This is a genomic window from Lentzea sp. NPDC058436 (genome assembly GCF_042721515.1).
Lineage (GTDB): Bacteria > Actinomycetota > Actinomycetes > Mycobacteriales > Pseudonocardiaceae > Lentzea.
Genome location: NZ_JBHXLF010000002.1, coordinates 559,055 through 576,554 on the forward strand (window position 1 = coordinate 559,055; position 17,500 = coordinate 576,554).

8 protein-coding genes are annotated in these 17,500 nt (G+C 70.7%); 7 read left to right on the forward strand and 1 reads right to left on the reverse strand.

Translation table 11 applies throughout. The annotated features are described in order from the left end of the window. The first annotated feature begins 335 nt into the window (after positions 1–335). Genes ACFWN2_RS10145 through ACFWN2_RS10175 form a run of 7 tightly spaced genes read left to right on the forward strand, consistent with a single transcriptional unit; the run spans position 336 to position 15,124 of the window. On the forward strand, positions 336–6,839 hold the full coding sequence (locus tag ACFWN2_RS10145; RefSeq protein WP_382426380.1) for an SDR family oxidoreductase: 6,504 nt from the start codon (positions 336–338) through the stop codon (positions 6,837–6,839). Then, complete coding sequence (locus ACFWN2_RS10150) at positions 6,827–10,492, forward strand: beta-ketoacyl synthase N-terminal-like domain-containing protein (RefSeq protein WP_382426382.1); 3,666 nt, start codon at positions 6,827–6,829, stop codon at positions 10,490–10,492. The genes ACFWN2_RS10145 and ACFWN2_RS10150 overlap by 13 nt, the downstream gene beginning before the upstream one ends. Then, positions 10,492–10,752 carry an acyl carrier protein gene (locus tag ACFWN2_RS10155; RefSeq protein ID WP_382426383.1) on the forward strand — a complete coding sequence of 87 codons (261 nt, stop codon included), beginning with the start codon at positions 10,492–10,494 and terminating at the stop codon, positions 10,750–10,752. Before ACFWN2_RS10150 ends, ACFWN2_RS10155 begins: the two co-directional genes overlap by 1 nt. Next, complete coding sequence (locus ACFWN2_RS10160) at positions 10,745–11,512, forward strand: alpha/beta fold hydrolase (protein ID WP_382426384.1); 768 nt, start codon at positions 10,745–10,747, stop codon at positions 11,510–11,512. Before ACFWN2_RS10155 ends, ACFWN2_RS10160 begins: the two co-directional genes overlap by 8 nt. Continuing rightward, on the forward strand, positions 11,509–12,642 hold the full coding sequence (locus ACFWN2_RS10165) for a glycosyltransferase (protein WP_382426386.1): 1,134 nt from the start codon (positions 11,509–11,511) through the stop codon (positions 12,640–12,642). The genes ACFWN2_RS10160 and ACFWN2_RS10165 overlap by 4 nt, the downstream gene beginning before the upstream one ends. Continuing rightward, positions 12,639–14,372, forward strand: coding sequence for a class I SAM-dependent methyltransferase (locus ACFWN2_RS10170; protein WP_382426388.1), 1,734 nt, complete (start codon positions 12,639–12,641; stop codon positions 14,370–14,372). The genes ACFWN2_RS10165 and ACFWN2_RS10170 overlap by 4 nt, the downstream gene beginning before the upstream one ends. Then, positions 14,369–15,124, forward strand: coding sequence for a hypothetical protein (locus ACFWN2_RS10175; protein ID WP_382426389.1), 756 nt, complete (start codon positions 14,369–14,371; stop codon positions 15,122–15,124). The genes ACFWN2_RS10170 and ACFWN2_RS10175 overlap by 4 nt, the downstream gene beginning before the upstream one ends. On the opposite strand, the gene ACFWN2_RS10180 is transcribed toward ACFWN2_RS10175, so the two are convergent. Next, a complete protein-coding gene (locus tag ACFWN2_RS10180; RefSeq protein WP_382426390.1) occupies positions 15,102–17,342 on the reverse strand; it encodes a glycoside hydrolase family 3 N-terminal domain-containing protein in 2,241 nt (746 codons plus the stop codon). The genes ACFWN2_RS10175 and ACFWN2_RS10180 overlap by 23 nt on opposite strands. Positions 17,343–17,500 lie beyond the last annotated feature (158 nt).

Below are 17,500 nucleotides of genomic sequence, written 5' to 3' on the forward strand. Positions count from 1 at the left end.
CGCACCTGAAGTCCACTGTGGACGGGTTTGACCCTGCCAAGCGCTCGGTTGGTCTGAATCGACCCGATCACCGGGAAGTGTCCGGCGATCTTGGTGAACGGGCGGTGTCTGCCCGGGCGGACAGGCCGTCCCGGCCATAGCACGTCGCGCTAGCCGCGAACCGGAGTAAGGCACCCCGCCATCCGGGTCCATTCGTCAGGTTACGTATGTGAGAAAGTTTCACCACCCTCTCGACGCCGCCTCCGGTTTGTGCGTACGGTGAGCGCGTCGTAACCGTACCGGCCAGTAGGAACCCTAGCTGAATTCCTTTCTCCCCACCCCTGCAGGGTGAGGAAGTGAGCGCAGTGAAGATGCTGTCGGATCGCGAACGGGTGCTGTGTCTGAGTCCGTTCAGCACCCCCAACCCCGCCCTCGTGGTGGCGGCCGAACGAGCCGGTGGGCTCGGTGTGCTCGACCTCGGGCCGAGCGCCGCCGCCGACCTCGCCCGCGTCGCCGCGCGGCACCCGCGTGCGTTCGGGGTGAGACTGCACGGACCGTTGACGGTGCCTCTGCCTGAGGCCGTCGACACCGTCGTGGTGGATCTCGCCCGGTATCGGCCTGACCTCGCTGAGCTGGGTGAACGTCGCGTGCTGGCCGTGGTCACCTCGGTGGCCGAGGCCGCTGCGGCGATCGAGTTCGGGGCCGCCGGGTTGATCGCGAAGGGTGCTGAGTCGGGCGGCCGAGTGGGTGGTTCGCCCGCGTTCGTGTTGCTCCAGCAGGTGCTCGCGCTGACCGATCTGCCGGTCTGGGTGGCCGGCTCGATCGGGCCGGACACGGCTGCCGCCGCGATTGCCGGTGGTGCTCGCGGTGTGGTGCTGGAGGGCCAGCTCGCGCTCGTCGCGGAGGCTCGAAAACATATTTCCGGCGAATTTGTCAACGCGGTCGAGTTGATGGACGGCGCCGACACCGTCGTGAACGACGGGTTACGCGTGCATGTTCGTCAAAACGCGCTCGAAATTGGTCAAGAAGGTTCCTTGGCTGATTCTTACCGTACCTCGTTTGGAACCGTCGGCGGCGTCGTGGCCGCGATTGCGCGGGGCATTCGGGACAATCTCACCCTGGCGGGTGAGCACCGGTCGATCCGGCCGGCGGGACCGTTCTGCGACCGCGTTCCCGGCCTGCGCTACCCGATCGCGCAGGGGCCGATGACGCGCGTCAGCGACCAACCGGCGTTCGCCGCGGCCGTGGCCGAGGGGGGCGCGCTGCCGTTCCTCGCGCTCGCGCTGATGGAGGGCGCGGCCGTTCGCGACCTGCTGGAGGAGACCGCCGGGAAGCTCGGCGAACGGCCGTGGGGTGTCGGTCTGCTCGGCTTCGCGCCCGCGGAGTTGCGGGCGCGGCAGATGGAGGCCGTGCTGGCCGTCCGGCCCAGGTACGCGATCGTCGCCGGTGGCACGCCCGCGCAGGCCCGTGAGCTGGAGGACGCCGGCATCGAGGCGTTCCTGCACGTGCCGTCGCCCGCGCTGCTGCGCCGGTTCCTCGACGAGGGCGCGCGCAAGTTCGTCTTCGAGGGCTCGGAGTGCGGCGGGCACACCGGTCCCCGGACCAGCTTCACGTTGTGGCAGCAGCAGATCGACGTGCTGCGCGGACGGGAGAAGGACGTCGTCGCGCTGTTCGCGGGCGGCATCCACGACGCCCGTTCGGCCGCGATGATCTCCGCGATGACCGCGCCGATCGCGGCACGGGGTGCGTCCGTCGGCGTTCTGGTCGGCACGGCGTACCTGTTCACCGAGGAAGCCGTGACGCACGGCGCGATCCAGCCGGTGTTCCAGCAGGTCGCGGTGGAGTGCGAGGACACGGCGCTGCTGGAGACCTCGCCGGGACACGCCGTCCGGTGCGCGCAGACGTCCTATGTGGACACCTTCGAACAGGCCCGCGCGGAGCTGTCCGGCCTGACGAAGCAGCAGAGCTGGGAGCAGCTCGAACAGCTCAACCTGGGACGCCTGCGGCTCGCCAGCCGTGGCCTCGTGCGCGACGAGGGCGTGCTCAAAGAGGTCGGTGAGGACGAGCAGCGCCGCGAGGGCATGTTCATGATCGGCCAGGTCGCGACGCTGCGGTCCGAGCGCACCACGATCGCCGCGCTGCACGAGGACATCGTGTCCGGTGTGCTGCCGGCGAGCAGCGTGGACGCCGTCGAGTCCGCACCGCTGGACGTCGCCATCGTCGGCATGGCCGCGATCATGCCCGGCGCTCGTGATGTTGCCGAGTTCTGGGCGAACGTCCTGGCGGGCACCGACTCCATCACCGAGATCCCGCCGGACCGCTGGTCGCCGGAACGCTACGGCAGCCCGTTCCGCTGGGGCGGCTTCCTCCCGCGCACGGCGTTCGACCCGCTGGCGTACGGCATCCCGCCCGCCTCGCTGACCTCGATCGAACCCGCTCAGCTGCTGGCACTGGAGGTGTCGGCGAACGCGCTGGCCGACGCCGGGTACGCCACGCGGGTGTTCGACCGCGAGCGCACGTCGGTGATCTTCGGCGCCGAGGCCGGCGCCGACCTCGCGAACGCCTACACCGTCCGCACCGCGTTGCCCGCACTGGGAATCCGCGGCCTGGACGACCACCTGCCGGCGCTGACCGAGGACTCGTTCCCCGGCGTGCTCGGCAACGTGATCGCCGGACGCGTCGCGAACCGGCTGGACCTCGGCGGCGCGAACTACACGGTCGACGCCGCCTGCGCGTCCAGCCTCGCCGCGCTCGACGTGGCGTGCAAGGAGCTCGTCGGCGGCACCAGCGACATGGTCCTGTGCGGCGCGGTCGACCTGCACAACAGCGCGCACGACTACCAGATGTTCGCCTCGGTGAAAGCCCTGTCGGCCCAGGGCCGTTGCGCCACGTTCGACTCGGCGGCGGACGGCATCGCGCTCGGTGAGGGCGTCGCGGCGGTCGTGCTGAAGCGGCTCGCCGACGCCGAACGCGACGGCGACCGGATCTACGCGGTGATCAAGGGCATCGGCGCGTCGAGCGACGGCCGGTCGAGGGGCCTGACCGCACCCCGCCCGGAAGGCCAGCAACGAGCACTGCGCCGCGCCTACGCGTCGGCCGGACTGCCGGTCACCGACGTCGGCCTGGTCGAGGCGCACGGCACCGGAACCGTGGTGGGGGACCGGACCGAGCTCGCGTCGCTGACCGAGATGTTCTCCGGCGTCGAACCCGGCACGTGCACGATCGGCTCGGTCAAGTCGCAGATCGGCCACACCAAGTGCGCGGCAGGACTCGCAGGCCTGATCAAGGCGTCGCTGGCCGTCCACACCGGACTGCGGCCCGGCACGTTGCACGTCAAGCAGCCCAACGCCTTCTGGGACGGCGGCACGAGTCCCTTCTCGTTCGGCCACCGCACGTGGGCGAACGGGAACCGGGTCGCGGGCGTGAGCGCGTTCGGGTTCGGCGGCACGAACTTCCACACCGTGATCACGGGCTACACCGGCGCCGACGAACCCCGCCACGGCCTGACCGCGTGGCCCGCCGAGCTGTTCCTGATCCGCGGCGACGACCAGGCCGCCGCGCAACGGGAAGCCGCACGTCTGCGCGGGCTGGTCGACGAGCGGACGCCGTTGCGCTCGCTGGCCGCGGCCTGTGGTGAGGGCGTGGTGCAGGCGGCGTTCGTGGTGAGCGATCACTCCGGGCTCCGAGCTGCGTTGGAGGACGTCGAGGCCTGGCGCGCGTCGGACGTGGTGTCGCTGCGGGCGGGGGAACGGCCGCAGGTCGCGTTCCTGTACCCCGGCCAGGGCAGCCAGCGGCCGGGCATGCTGCTCGACCTCGTCACGGCCTTCCCGCGACTGCAGGACTTCCTCGACGCGCGCTACGAACGCGTGATGTACCCGCCGGCCGCGCTGACCGCCGACGACGTGGCGCGCCAGCGGGCGGAGATCACCGACACCCGCAACGCCCAGCCGACGCTCGGCATCGCGGGCCTGATGGTGACCTCGCTGCTCGATTCCGTTGGCGTGCGGCCGGATCTGGCCGGTGGGCACAGCTACGGCGAACTGGTCGCGTTGTCGGCGGCCGGCGCCTTCGGGCCCTCCGAACTGCTGGAGCTCAGCGCCGCCCGTGCCGCCGCGATGCTGGAGGCGGTCGGCGAGGACCCCGGCACGATGGCCGCGGTGACGGCCTCCGTGTCCGAGGTCGAGGCGCTGCTGCCGTCCGACGTGGTGGTGGCGAACCACAACGCGCCTGATCAGGTCGTGATCTCCGGTGCCACCGCGGCCGTACACCGCGCGGTCGAGGTGCTGCGGGACGCCGGGCTGACCGTGAAGAACATCCCGGTGGCCGCCGCGTTCCACAGCCCGCTGATGGCCGGTGCCCGCTCGCGGTTCGCCTCGCGACTCGCGGACGTTGCGTTGGGAGAGCTGCGGTTCCCCGTGTGGTCGAACGTGTCCGCGGCTCCGCACCTCGACGTGGCCGAAGGGCTTTCCGCGCAACTCGCGGGCCGGGTGCGGTTCGTGGAGCAGATCGAGTCGATGTACGCGGCGGGCGCGCGGATCTTCGTCGAGGCGGGTCCCGGCGGCGTGCTGACGTCGCTCGTGGGCAAGACCCTCGGCGACCGGCCGCACCAGGCGCTGCGCTGCGACGACCACGTGACGTTCCTGCGCACCTTGGCAACGCTCGCGGTCGCCGGTGTCGAGGTGGACACCGCGCCGCTGTTCGAGGACAGGGCCGAACCCGCCACGACCGTCCCGAAACGGCCGGGCTGGTATGTCGATGGAGGTCTCGTGCGGGACGCGAACGGCGACGCACTGCCCGGCGGGCTCCGGCCCGCGACGGAGTTCCCGACGCTGCGGGTGGGCTCGGGGCTCGGACGTGACGAGATCATCGAGAAGTTCCTGGACGGGATGCGGGACGCGGTGAGCGCTCAGCGGGACGTGCTGCTGAGCTACCTCGGCACCGCGCCCGCCGCGCCCCTTCCGCAGGTGATCGACCAGCCCGTCGTCGTGGCGGAGCCGGTGGCCGTGGTCAAGGTGCAGGAGGACGTGGGCGCGGTCGTGCTGCGGACGATCAGCACCCGCACGGGTTATCCGGTGGAGATGCTCCAACCGGGGCTGGACCTGGAAGCGGACCTGTCGATCGACTCGATCAAGCGCACCGAGATCGTTGGCGAGCTGGTGGCCGAGCTGGGTGCCGCCGGGTCGGTGGACGAGCTGGCGCAGCTCAAGACGATCGAGGGGATTGTCGGCTGGTTCGGTTCCGCACCGGTGGCCGCGCCGGTGGGCAAGGACGTGCGGGCTGTCGTGTTGCAGACGATCAGCACCCGCACGGGCTACCCGGTGGAGATGCTGCAACCGGGGCTGGACCTGGAAGCGGACCTGTCGATCGACTCGATCAAGCGCACGGAGATCGTGGGTGAGCTGGCGGCGGAGCTGGGTGCTGCCGGGTCGGTCGACGAACTCGCGCAGCTGAAGACCATCGACGGGATCGTCGCCTGGTTCGGGGAGGCACCCGCACTTGTCGCGGACGCGCCGAAAGCCATCGAGACCGGTCAAGGCCGGCTGGTCAGGCTGGTGCCGCAGGTCGTCGCCGCGGAACCCGCCGCCCCCACCGACCTCACCGGCAAGACCGTCCTGATCATCGACGACAACGGCATCGGCCTCGAACTCGCCGACCTCCTCGAACGCCACACCGCCCGCCCGCGCATCGAACCGGCGTTCCCCTCGGACCTCACGTGTATCGACGTCGTCGTGAGGCTCGGCGCCCGGCTGCCGGAGGCGTTCAGCGAGGTCAAGGCGTGCGTGACCAACGGCGTCGCGCTCGTGGTGGTGACCACGGGCGGCGGCACGTTCGGCTTCGACCACCAGCCCGACGAGTTGCCCGAGGACATCGGCCTGCACGGCCTGGTCCGCACGGCCGCGCTCGAATACCCGGATCTCGTCGTGCGCTCGGTCGACGTGAACCCCAAGGAGAGCCACCGCGACATCGCCACCGCGCTGCTCGCCGAGATCGGGCCCGGACCGGCGGTCGTCGGGTACCAGGCCGGCCGGCGGCAGGTCATCGAGGCGGTCCCGGAGAACCTCGAACCCGCGTCGCTCGACCTCGACGCCGACAGCGTGGTGCTGCTGACCGGTGGTGCGCGCGGCATCACGGCGCTCGCGGCCGCGGAGCTCGCCGAACGGACCGGGTGCCACATCGAGCTGATCGGCCGCACGCCGATCGCGCAGGAGGACCACCGGCTCGGCCACGCCACGACCGAGCCCGCGCTCGTGAAGGCGTTGTTCGAGCTGGGGGAGACCGACGACGTTCCTGCCAAGGCGCGCAGGGTGCTGGCCGAGCGCGAGGTGCGGGGCACGCTGGAACGGTTGCGGGCCAAGGCTTCCAGCGTGCGGTACCACGAGTGCGACGTCACCGACGCCGAGGCCGTCGGCAGGGTGGTCGACGACATCAAAGCGCGTTTCGGCAGGCTCGACGGTGTCGTTCACGGCGCGGGTGTGCTGGACGACAAGCTGATCGAGGCCAAGACCCAGGAGTCGTTCGACCGGGTGTGGGCGACGAAGGTGAACGGCGCCAAGGCGTTCTCGGACGGGTTCCTCGTGCTGTTCGGCAGCGTGAGCGGCGTGTTCGGCAACCGCGGGCAGGCCGACTACTCGGCCGCCAACGACGCGCTCGACCGGATGGCGCGGTTCTGGGGCGGGCAGCGACGGGTCGTCGCCGTCGACTGGGGTCCCTGGGCCGGTGCCGGCATGGCGGTCGGGCTGGCCGGCGAGTACGCGCGGCGCGGCATCCCGCTGATCGAGCCGCAGCAGGGCGTGGACGCGCTGATGGACGAGATCGCGAACGGCAGGGACGTGCAGGTGGTCTACCGATGGGAGGCATAGCGATCGTCGGGATCGGCGCCGTCTTCCCCGGTGCCCCCGACGCGGCGACGTTCTGGCGCAACATCGCCGGTGGTGTCGACGCGATCGGTCAGATCCCGCCCGGCCGCTGGGACCCGGCCACCTACTACGACCAGGACAGCAGGACCGGTGACCGGTTCTACTGCCGCCGGGGCGGGTTCGTCGACGACCTGGCCGAGTTCGACCCGACCAGGTTCGGCATCATGCCGTCCACTGTGGACGGCGCTGAGCCCGACCAGCTGCTCGCGCTCGCCACGGCCGCCGAGGCCATCGCGGACGCCGGCGGTGAGTCCAGCTTGCCGTCACGGGAACGCGTCGGTGTCGTCGTCGGACGTGGTGGTTATCTGACGCCCGGCTGCGCGCGGCTCGACCAGAAGGTCAGGCTCGCCGACGAGGTCGTGTCCGTGGTCAAGGACCTCTTCCCGAACCTCGCCGGCACCGAACTCGCCACCGTCCGGCAGGCCATCCGGGACCGGCTCGGGCCGGAGCAGCCCGAGGCCTCGATCGGGCTCGTGCCGAACCTGGCGGCGTCGCGCATCGCCAACCGGTTCGACCTCAAGGGCACCGCGTACACGGTGGACGCGGCCTGCGCGTCCGGGCTGGTCGCCGTTGAGCACGCCGTCCGCGAACTCCAGGAGGGTCGCGCGGACGCCATGCTCGCCGGGGCCGTCCACGTCTGCCACCACCCGACGCTGTGGAGCGTGTTCACGCAGCTCAGGGCGTTGAGTGCGACGGAGCAGATCCGGCCGTTCGACGCGTCAGCCGACGGAACGCTGCTGTCCGAGGGCGTCGGAATGGTCGTGCTCAAGCGGCTGGAAGACGTCACGGACGAACGCGTCTACGCGGTGATCCGCGGCATCGGCACGGCGAGCGACGGCCGTTCGACCAGCATGATGACCCCGAACCCCGACGGCCAACTCCTCGCCGTGCAACGGGCCTGGGCCGACGCGGACCTCGATCCCCGCACCCACGGGCCGGGGCTGATCGAGGCGCACGGCACCGCCACGCCCGCAGGGGACGCCGCCGAGCTGCAGACCATGATCAGCGCGTTCGGCGGGGAGGGTGACGAGATCGGCATCGGCACGGTCAAGTCGATGATCGGCCACGCCATGCCCGCCGCCGGCATGGCCGGGCTGATCAAGGCCGCGCTCGCACTGCACCACAACACGCTTCCGCCGACCCTGCACGTCGAGAACCCGCACAGCAGCTTGGCCGGCACCAGGTTCACGCCCGTGACGAGTGCTCGCGAGTGGACCGGACGGCATCGCGCGGTCGTCAACGCGTTCGGGTTCGGCGGGATCAACGCCCACGCTGTGCTCGACGGCCACACCATCGCCAAGCCGCGCAAGCCGGTGATGACGTTCGCCGCCGACACCGCGGAGGAACTGGCCGCGGCGCTGAAGGAACGCCGGACCTCCAGCGCGGACAGGGCGTTCCGGCTCGCCATCGGCAACCCGGACGACCGCAAGATCAAGCTCGCCGAACGCGTGCTGGCCCAGGGCAAGGCGTGGCCGGGCCGCCACGACATCTGGTTCAGCCCGCAGCCGCTGCTGAGCAGCACCGACCAGGTCGCGTTCGTGTTCCCCGGCTTCGAACGCGAGTTCAGCGGTGACGTCGTCGACCACGCCGTCAGCCTGCTGCAGGACGGTCGTGAGGAAGCCCGCGAACTGATGGCGCTCGGCATCACGCCGGGAGCGCTGGCCGGGCACAGCATGGGCGAGTGGACCGCGATGGTCGTCGGCGGCATCTACCCGACGATCGACGAGTTCGTCGCGGCACTCGGGCCCGGCGCGGTGGCCGTGGTCGACATCGCCTACGCCGCACTGGGGTGCTCGGCCGACACCGCCGAGCCGCACCTCGTCGACGGCGTGACGATCAGCCACGACAACTGCCCGCACCAGTCGGTGATCTGCGGCCCGATCGACCGCCTCGAAGAGGTTCTCGGCACGTTGAAGGCCAACGGCGTGATGGCGCAACTGATGCCGTTCCGCACCGGTTTTCACACCCCGGCCCTCGCGCCGTACCTGGGGCAGGCCAGGGAGATGCTCGACCGGCTGCCGGTCCGAGCGTCGGACATCCCGGTGTGGTCGGCGAACTCCCTCGAACCCATGGCCGCCGAGGACGTCCGCGAGCTGGTCCTGCGCCACCTGGTCGAACCCGTCCGGTTCCGGCCGCTGCTCGAACGCCTGCACGGCAACGGGTTCCGCGCGTTCGTCCAGATCGGACAGGGCAGCCTGCCCGGCTTCGTCGGGGACACGCTGTCGGGCAGGCCGCACATCGCCGTGAATGCCGACATCGCGCCGGAGGCGTTGTGGGCGTTCGGGCTCAAGCGCGGCACCGCCCACAAGGTCAAGCTCCGGCTCGGCACGCCGAAGATCACGGTCGAGCCGCTCGGCGCCGAACCCGTGCTGGTGGCGGACGACAGCCCGATGTCCGCGGCGGTCAACAAACTCGTCGCCCACACCAACGCCGTCGCCCGCGAGGTCGTCAGCGCCCTCCGGCCGAACGAGGCCGGGTTCACCCGCGAGTTCTCGCTGCGGACCATGCCGGAACTGGTCGACCACTCGGTCTTCCCGCAGGCGCCCGGCTGGTCCGACCTCGCGGACGGGTTCCCGATCGTGCCCGCCACCGGTCTGCTGGAGGTGTTCGCGGACGCCGCGCGTCGGCTCACCGGCGGCACCGTGCACGGGTTCGCGCAGGTCAGGGCCAAGCGATGGCTCACAGCGCTGCCCGCGACGACCGTGAAGATCTCCGCCCGCGTGGAAGCCCCTGACCGCGTCACCGTCCGGGTCGGCGACTACGCCGAGGGCGTCGTGCTGATGACGCCGCAGGCACCGCAGCCCGTCGGCAAGGAACTCGAAGGTGTCCGCGAGGCACCGGTGAGCGCCGCCGAGCTGTACCGCGACAACTGGATGTTCCACGGACCGGCGTTCGCGGGCGTCACGAGGATCGACTGCCTGGCGGACAACGGGATCGCGGGTGTGCTGACGCCGTTGCCCGCGCCGGGAGCGTTGCTGGACAGCGCAGGACAGCTGATCGGGCACTGGATGCAGGTCTGCCGCACGGTGGACCAGACGGTGCTGCCGACCGGGATCGAGCAGGTGACGTTCCACGGACCGGTGCCCACCGGGGACGTCGGCTGCACCGCGTGGATCCGCGAGGTCACCGACCAGACGATGGTCGCGGACGCCGAGCTGACCGTGAACGGCGTGCTGTGGTGCCGCATCACCGGCTGGACCACCCGCCGCTTCACCACGGACGACCGGATCTGGCAGGTGAAGCTCAGGCCCGGCACCGAGATCCTGTCCACTCAGGACGGTGAGTGGCTGCGGGTCGCCGAGAACTGGTCGGACAGCGCCACGCGTGACCTGATCATGCGCCGCTACCTGAACTCCGCCGAACGCCTGCACTACGGCGATCTGGACGTGCCCGCCCAACGCGACTGGCTGTTGCGCGTGATCGCGGTGAAGGACGCCGTGCGCACGTGGTTGTGGGGTCGCGGAGCGGGACCGGTCTACCCGTCGGAGCTGACCGTGAACGCCGACGGACGGGTGCGCGGGGCCTTCGCCGTCCCGCGCATCGAAGTGACGAGCGACCAAGGGCGAGCCGCGGCCCGCGTGCGAACGGAGATCTGATGGACGAGGTGCTGCAGCAGGTCGCGAAGCTGATCACGGAGGTGGTCGGGCAGGACTTCCTGCTGGGCGTGGAGATCACCCGCGACACCACGTTCAGCGACGACCTGGGCCTGGAGTCGATCGAGTTCGTCGCGCTGGCCGACAAGCTCAACGCGCACTACGGCGTCGACCTCGTGGCCTTCCTGGCGGACATGGACATCGACGAGATCATGGCGATGTCCGTCGGCCGGCTCGTCGACCACATCACGGCTCGTGTCTGACGTCCACGCCCGAGGGCTGCGCTTCCACGTGCAGCGGCTCGGGCCAGAAGACGGGCCGACGGTGGTGTTCGTGCACGGCCTGGTGATGGACAACCTGTCCAGCTTCTACTACACGCTCGCCGCGCCGCTGGCCCAGGCCGGATTCGGCACGGTGCTGTTCGACCTGCGCGGGCACGGCCTGTCCGAACGGCCTCCTTCCGGATACACACCGGAGGAGAGCGCCGAGGACCTGGTCGCCGTGCTGGACGAGATCGGCGTGACCGAGCCGGTCTACCTGCTGGGCAACAGCTACGGCGGTGTCGTCGCGATGCACGCGGCCGTCCAGGCACCCGACCGCGTCGGCGGTGTCGTGCTGGTCGAGTCCGCGGTCGGCGGGGTCGTCGGAGACGCATGGTTCGAGGACATCACGAACACGCTGACGGTCGCGGCACTGGGCCTGGAGTTCGACCGCACGCAGGACCAGCTGATGGCGCTGGGTCAGCGCAAGATCGCGAAGCTCGCCGTGAACGCCAACGCGTTGCTCAACGGCACGACGTTGATCGACGACCTCGGGTCCGGCGCGAAGCTCGACCTGAGCGAGGTGCGGTGCCCGGTGCTCGGGGTCTACGGCGCCGAGTCTGAACTGATCGGAGCCGCCGCCGAACTGCGCGAACGCATCCCGTCGTGCCGGCTGCACGTCGTCTCCGGGCTGGGGCACACGGTGCTGCGCGAGGCCACGGCCGAACTGCTGGACGTGCTCTTCGACTGGTTGCCGTCATGAGCCGGTTCCTGTTCGTCGTGCCGCCTCTGACAGGCCACGTCAACCCGACCGCCTCGGTGGGCGGCGAGCTGTTGGCGCGCGGGCACGACGTCGCGTGGGTCGGGCACCCCGGCACGCTCGCGCCCCTGTTGCCGGACAACGCGAGGATCTTCCCGGCGATCGACGACGACCTGGAGGCCGACATCCGCGCGAAGCGGGAGCGGTGGCTCGCGTTGCGCGGGATGGCGGTGTTGAAGTTCTTCTGGGAGGAGTTCCTGATCCCGCTGGGCCACGCGATGGTGCCAGGGGTGACGGACGCGGTCGCGCGGTTCGGTCCGGACGTGGTGGTCGCGGACCAGCAGGCCCTGGCCGGACCGGTGGTGGCGCGTGAGGCCGGACTGCCGTGGGTGACGTCGGCGTCGACGTCGGCCGAGCTGGTGAATCCACTGAGGACGATGCCGAAGGTCGACGCGTGGGTGCGGGACCTGTTGCACGACTTCGCCGGTGGGGACATCAGGTTCTCCGAGCGGCTGGTGCTGGTGTACAGCTCGGCGGCGCTGGTGGCGGGGGAGTTCGGCGAGGAGGTGGCCTTCGTGGGACCGGCGCTGGCGCACCGGGTGGAACGTGGTGTGTTCCCGTGGGAGTGGTTGGTCAAGGACGAGAAGCGGGTCGTTCTCGTCTCCCTGGGCACCCTCAACGGCCCTGCCGGCGAACGTTTCCTCAGCCAGGCCCTGGAAGCGGTCGCCGACCTGCCCGTCCGCGTCGTCGTGGTCGGCGAGCCCCGTCCCGCGCCTCCCAACGTCCTCGTCCTCCCGTCCGTGCCGCAGCTCGCGCTCATGCCGCACCTGGACGCCGTCGTCACGCACGGCGGGCACAACACGGTGTGCGAGGCACTGGCACATGGTCTGCCGCTGGTCGTGGCGCCGATCCGCGACGACCAGCCGACCGTCGCCGCCCAGGTCGTGGAGGCCGGCGCCGGCGTGCGCCTGACCTACTCGCGGGCACGGGCGGCGGACATCAGGAGCGCACTGGAATCCGTGCTGGACGAGCCGGAGTACGCGGCCGCCGCGGAGCGGGTGCGCACATCGTTCTTGGCGGCGGGCGGCGCAGCGGCCGCGGCCGACCGACTGGAAAAGGTGGTGGCAGGGTGATCCTCACCGTGCTGGTGGTGCTCGTCGTCGTCCTCGACGTCCTGCGCCTGCGGTCCCGCGCGTCCAAGCTGCGAGTGCTCCCTTCGGGAGTGGGTGAGCACTCGCTCCTCACCGCCACCGGGGTCCGTCCGGAGGGATCGTGGGAGACCGACGCGGACCTGGTCGACCTGGTCCCGCGCGACCTGCCGACGGTGGCCGCGCTGGACCTGCTCGGCGCGGTCGACCCCGGGAAGTACCGCGACGACCAGTGGGCGCGCGGCGTCAGCGCGTCGCAGGCCGTTCTCGTGCGGGAGAAGTACGCCGAGGAGGTGAACCCCGACGACCCGACCGAGTTCGTGGCGTACGTGCGGCGGGTCAAGGACCACGTGCACGCGACGGTCGACATCGCGGTCGCGCCGGGGTTGAAGGCCGGGCCGTACGACCTCGGGTACCGCGCGGCGACGTTGCGGCAGATCGGGAAGCGGCCGTCGCTGTGGATCGCGGGCTCGGTCATCGGGTACGCGGCGGTCGCCGGTGCCCTGATCACCAATTGGCAGTGGGGACTCGTCGCGCTCGCCGCGTACTGGGCGCACCCGGTCCTGGTGTTCGCCGGAACGCCGCTGAAGCCGCGTGATCTCTGGGTGCCGCGCGTGCTGCGCACCCCCTACCTGTGGTTCAAGACGTCCGGCGGCAAGAAGTCCACCGCCGAGAAGCGGCAGGCAGAGCACCTCAGGCAGGCCGGGCCCTGGTACGAGCAGAACCGCGACAAGAACTTCCACGAGGCTCCGCGCGACAACTGCCCGTCGTGCGGGAGCACCGACCTGCGCCGCTGGGTCACCGCGACGGACCTGGTGCAGCGCAAGCCCGGCACGTTCACGATGGACCGATGTGTCCGATGTGGACACGTCTGGCAGAACCCGCGGCTGACCGAGGAAGGCCTCGGCTTCTACTACCGCGACTTCTACGACGGCCTCGGCGAGACCTCGGCGGAGGCGGTGTTCTCCGGGAAGACCGACCCGTACTACGGCCGGGCGCGCATGGTCGAGCCGTTCACGAAGCCCGAGCGCTGGCTCGACGTCGGCTCCGGGCACGCGCACTTCTGCCTGGGAGCCAAGGAAGTGCTGCCGCAGACGACGTTCGACGGCCTGGACCAGGGCGCGGCCATCGAGGACGCGGCACGGCTCGGGCGGATCCAGAACTCGTACCGGGGCAGCTTCAAGGACTTCGCGGGCGAGCTCAAGGGCCAGTACGACGTGATCAGCATGCACCACTACCTGGAACACGTGCGCGACCCGTGGGAGGAGCTCGACATCGCGGCGGACGTGCTGCCGCAGGGCGGTTACCTGCTGATCGAGCTGCCCGACCCGGAATGGCGGCTCGGACGGTTGTTCGGCCAGTACTGGATGCCGTGGTTCCAGCCGCAGCACCAGCACATGATGCCGATCGGCAACCTGGAGCACGCGCTCGCCGACCGAGGCCTGACCACGGTGGCCACCGAGCGCAAGGAAGCCCACCTCTGCAACGACTTCACCCTCGCGTTGTTGCTGTGGCTGGGGAACAAGGCGCCGCGCACGCCCGCGCCGTGGCGTCCGGAGAAGGTCAGGCTGCGCAGGACGAGGAGCTTCCTGGTGTGGTCGCTCGGCATTCCGGCGTTCTTCGTCGCGCTGGCGCTGGACCAGACCGTGAACCGGTTCGTCGCGGCCCGCACGGGCAACGGCAACGCCTACCGGCTCCTGGCCCGGAAGTCGTGATCGACCTCGCGGACAGGCCTGAGCTCGCGCCGGAGCTCAGGCTCGTGCCGCACGCGTTCCGGCGCACGTTCGGCAGGCCTGCGCAGGGTGTCTGGTACGCGCCCGGCGTGCTGAACCTGCTGGGCGGCGCCGTCAGGGTCCCCGCCAAGTGGGGCGCGATCGTCGCGGGAGACCTGCGCGACGACGGCGTCCTCGAACTCGTGTCGGTGAACCGCCCCGCCGAACGCGCCGTGCTGCCGTCGGACGACGTTCCGGCGTGGGCACGGGGTGTGCGGGCTAGGGGCGGTGCCACGTTGATGTGCAGCGTGGACCTGCCGCACGGCAGCGGTCTGTCCGCGAGCGAGGCCCTCAACGCGGCCGTCGCACTCGCGCTCGGCGAGATCGCAACGGACCCCGAACCACTCGACCTGCCCGGCCGGCGGCTGCTGGTGGTCGACACGAGGATCAGGCGCGAGGAGCCGCAGGAAGTACGGCCGTACAACCCGAGTTCGAACGACCTCGGGGCGGAGCTGACGGCGTACCACCGCGCCCAGAACCCGGATCCCGAGCAGGACGCGGTGGTCGAAGCCGCCCTGAAAGCCGGCGCACGCGGTGCGAGCATGCTGGTCGACCCACCGGGAAGGCCCGCTGTCGCTCTGGTCGACGCGGACCTCGTCCCGGCGGTGAAGAAGGCGATCACGAAGGCGGTGGAGATCCCTCCCCGCTACCTCACGATCGCCCCCGGTCCCTTCAACTCAGCGGCTTTACGGTGAACTCGGCCCGGCGCAGGTCCTTCGAGCTCGGACCCACGAGCAGGACGAACTCGCCGGGCTCCACCACGCGCACCCCGGCCGCGTCGACGATCGTGCAGTCCGACACCGGCAGTTCGAGCGAGACCCGCACGGTCTCGCCGGGCGCCACGTCGACCTGCTTGAACGTCTTCAGCTCCTTGTCCGCCCAGCTCACCGACGTGACGGCGTCGCTGACGTAGACCTGCACGGTCTCGCGGGAGGGCCGCGAACCGGTGTTGGACAGCGTGATCGACGCCCTGACCGTCTCGTCCGGGCGCAGCACCGCCGTCTCCACGTGCAGGTCGCCGTACTCGACCGTCGTGTACGACAGGCCCTCGCCGAACGCGAACGCCGGGTCCTGCGTCAGATCGGCGTAGCGCGTGCCGTGCTGGCCGCGGATCTGGTTGTAGTACGTCGGCTGCTGGCCGGCGTGCGCGGCGAACGAGATCGGCAGGCGTCCGCTGGGCTCGACGAGCCCGTGCAGCACCTCGGCGATCGCGCGACCGCCCTGCATGCCGGGGTTCGCGACCCACAGCAGCGCGGCGGCGTTGCGGGCGGAGGCGGGCAGCACCAGCGGCTTCGACGCGAGCAGCACCACGACCAGCGGCTTGCCGGTCCCGGCCAGCGCGTCCAGCAGGGCGATCTGGCCGCCGATCAGGTCCAGCGTGGCGGTGGAGCGGCCCTCGCCGACCAGTTCGATCTGGTCACCGACGACGGCGACCACGAAGTCGGCGTCCTGCGCCGCCGCGACGGCCTCGGCGATCAGGTTCGCGTCCGGCGCGCACGGCACGACGATCGGCGGCCGCGGCTGGCCGTCCGGGAACGTGTCGCCCTCGGGGTCCGGCTCCAGCGTCAGGATGTCTGCGCCGCGGGCGTAGGTGACCTCCTGCGACGACAGCTCGCGCAGGCCGTCCAGGACGGTCGTGATCATCTCGCGCGGGTGGCCGTTGGGCAGCCAGTCGGCTTGACCGGACGAGCCCGCCCAGTCGCCGAGCTGCGTCTGCGCGTCGTCCGCGAGCGGTCCGACGACCGCGATCTTGCCCTTGCCCTGGGCGAACGGCAGCACGCCGTCGTTGCGCAGCAGCACCAGCGAACGGCGCGCGACCTGCAGGTTCAGCGCCACGTGGTCGTCGTGGTTGATCATCACGCGCTGGCGTTCGGCGTCGGGCCTGCGGGGGTTCTCGAAGAGGCCCAGGTCGAACTTCAGCGTGAGGATGCGGGTGACCGCGCGGTCGAGGTCCGACTCGGCGAGCAGACCCTCCTCGACGGCCTGCAGCGCGCCGTCGAAGAACTGCGGGGTCGTCATGATCATGTCGTTGCCGGCCTTCACGGCGGCCGCGGCGGCGTGCATGTAGTCGGGCTGCAGCTTCTGCTCCCAGACCATGCGGCCGACGTTGTCCCAGTCCGTGATGAGCGTGCCCTGGTAGCCCCACTCGCCGCGCAGGACCTCGTCGAGCAGCCACGAGTTGACCGTGATCGGCACGCCGTCGGTCGACTGGTAGCCGAGCATGAACGTCGCGCAGCCCTCGCGGGCGACCTTCTCGAACGGCGGCAGGAACCACGAGCGCAGCTTGCGGCGCGACAGGTCCGCCTCGCTCGCGTCCCGGCCGCCCTGGGTCTCCGAGTAGCCGGCGAAGTGCTTCGCGGTCGCGAGGATCGCCGTCTCGTCGGTGAGGCCGTCGCCCTGGTAGCCGCGGACCATGGCGGCCGCGAGTTCGCCGATCAGCACGGGGTCCTCGCCGAACGTCTCGTCCACGCGGCCCCACCGCAGGTCGCGCGAGATGCACAGGACCGGCGAGAACGTCCAGTGCACGCCGGTCGCGGCGGCCTCGACGGCGGTCACGCGGGCGACCTGCTCGACGAGTTCCGGGTCCCAGGACGCCGCCATGCCGAGCTGCGTCGGGAAGATCGTGGAGCCCTCGTAGAACGAGTGGCCGTGGATGCAGTCCTCGGCGATCAGCAACGGCACGCGCAGGCGTGTCTGCGTGGTGAGGTCTTGCGCGCGCAGCACTCGTTCGGGCGAGGTGTGCAGGATCGAGCCGACGTGCTTGCGCAGCACGTGGTCGTCCAGGTCCTCCCGCGAGTCCAGCTGCATCATCTGACCCACCTTCTCGGCCAGCGTCATGCGGCCGAGGAGGTCGGCGACCCGCTCTGCGGTGGGCAGCGTGGCGTCGAGGTAGGGCACGTCGTCGCGATCCATGTGGTCTCCGAGAGGGCTCGTGCGGCGGCAGCGTCTATGGGAGCGCTCTCACAGTTGATACCTGAAACCGGTTCCGCGCGGAACCGGTTTCAGGATTTCCGGTACAAACGAATCGTTCGAGTAACCCGAACGCGACAAACCGGCAACCCTTCCGGGCC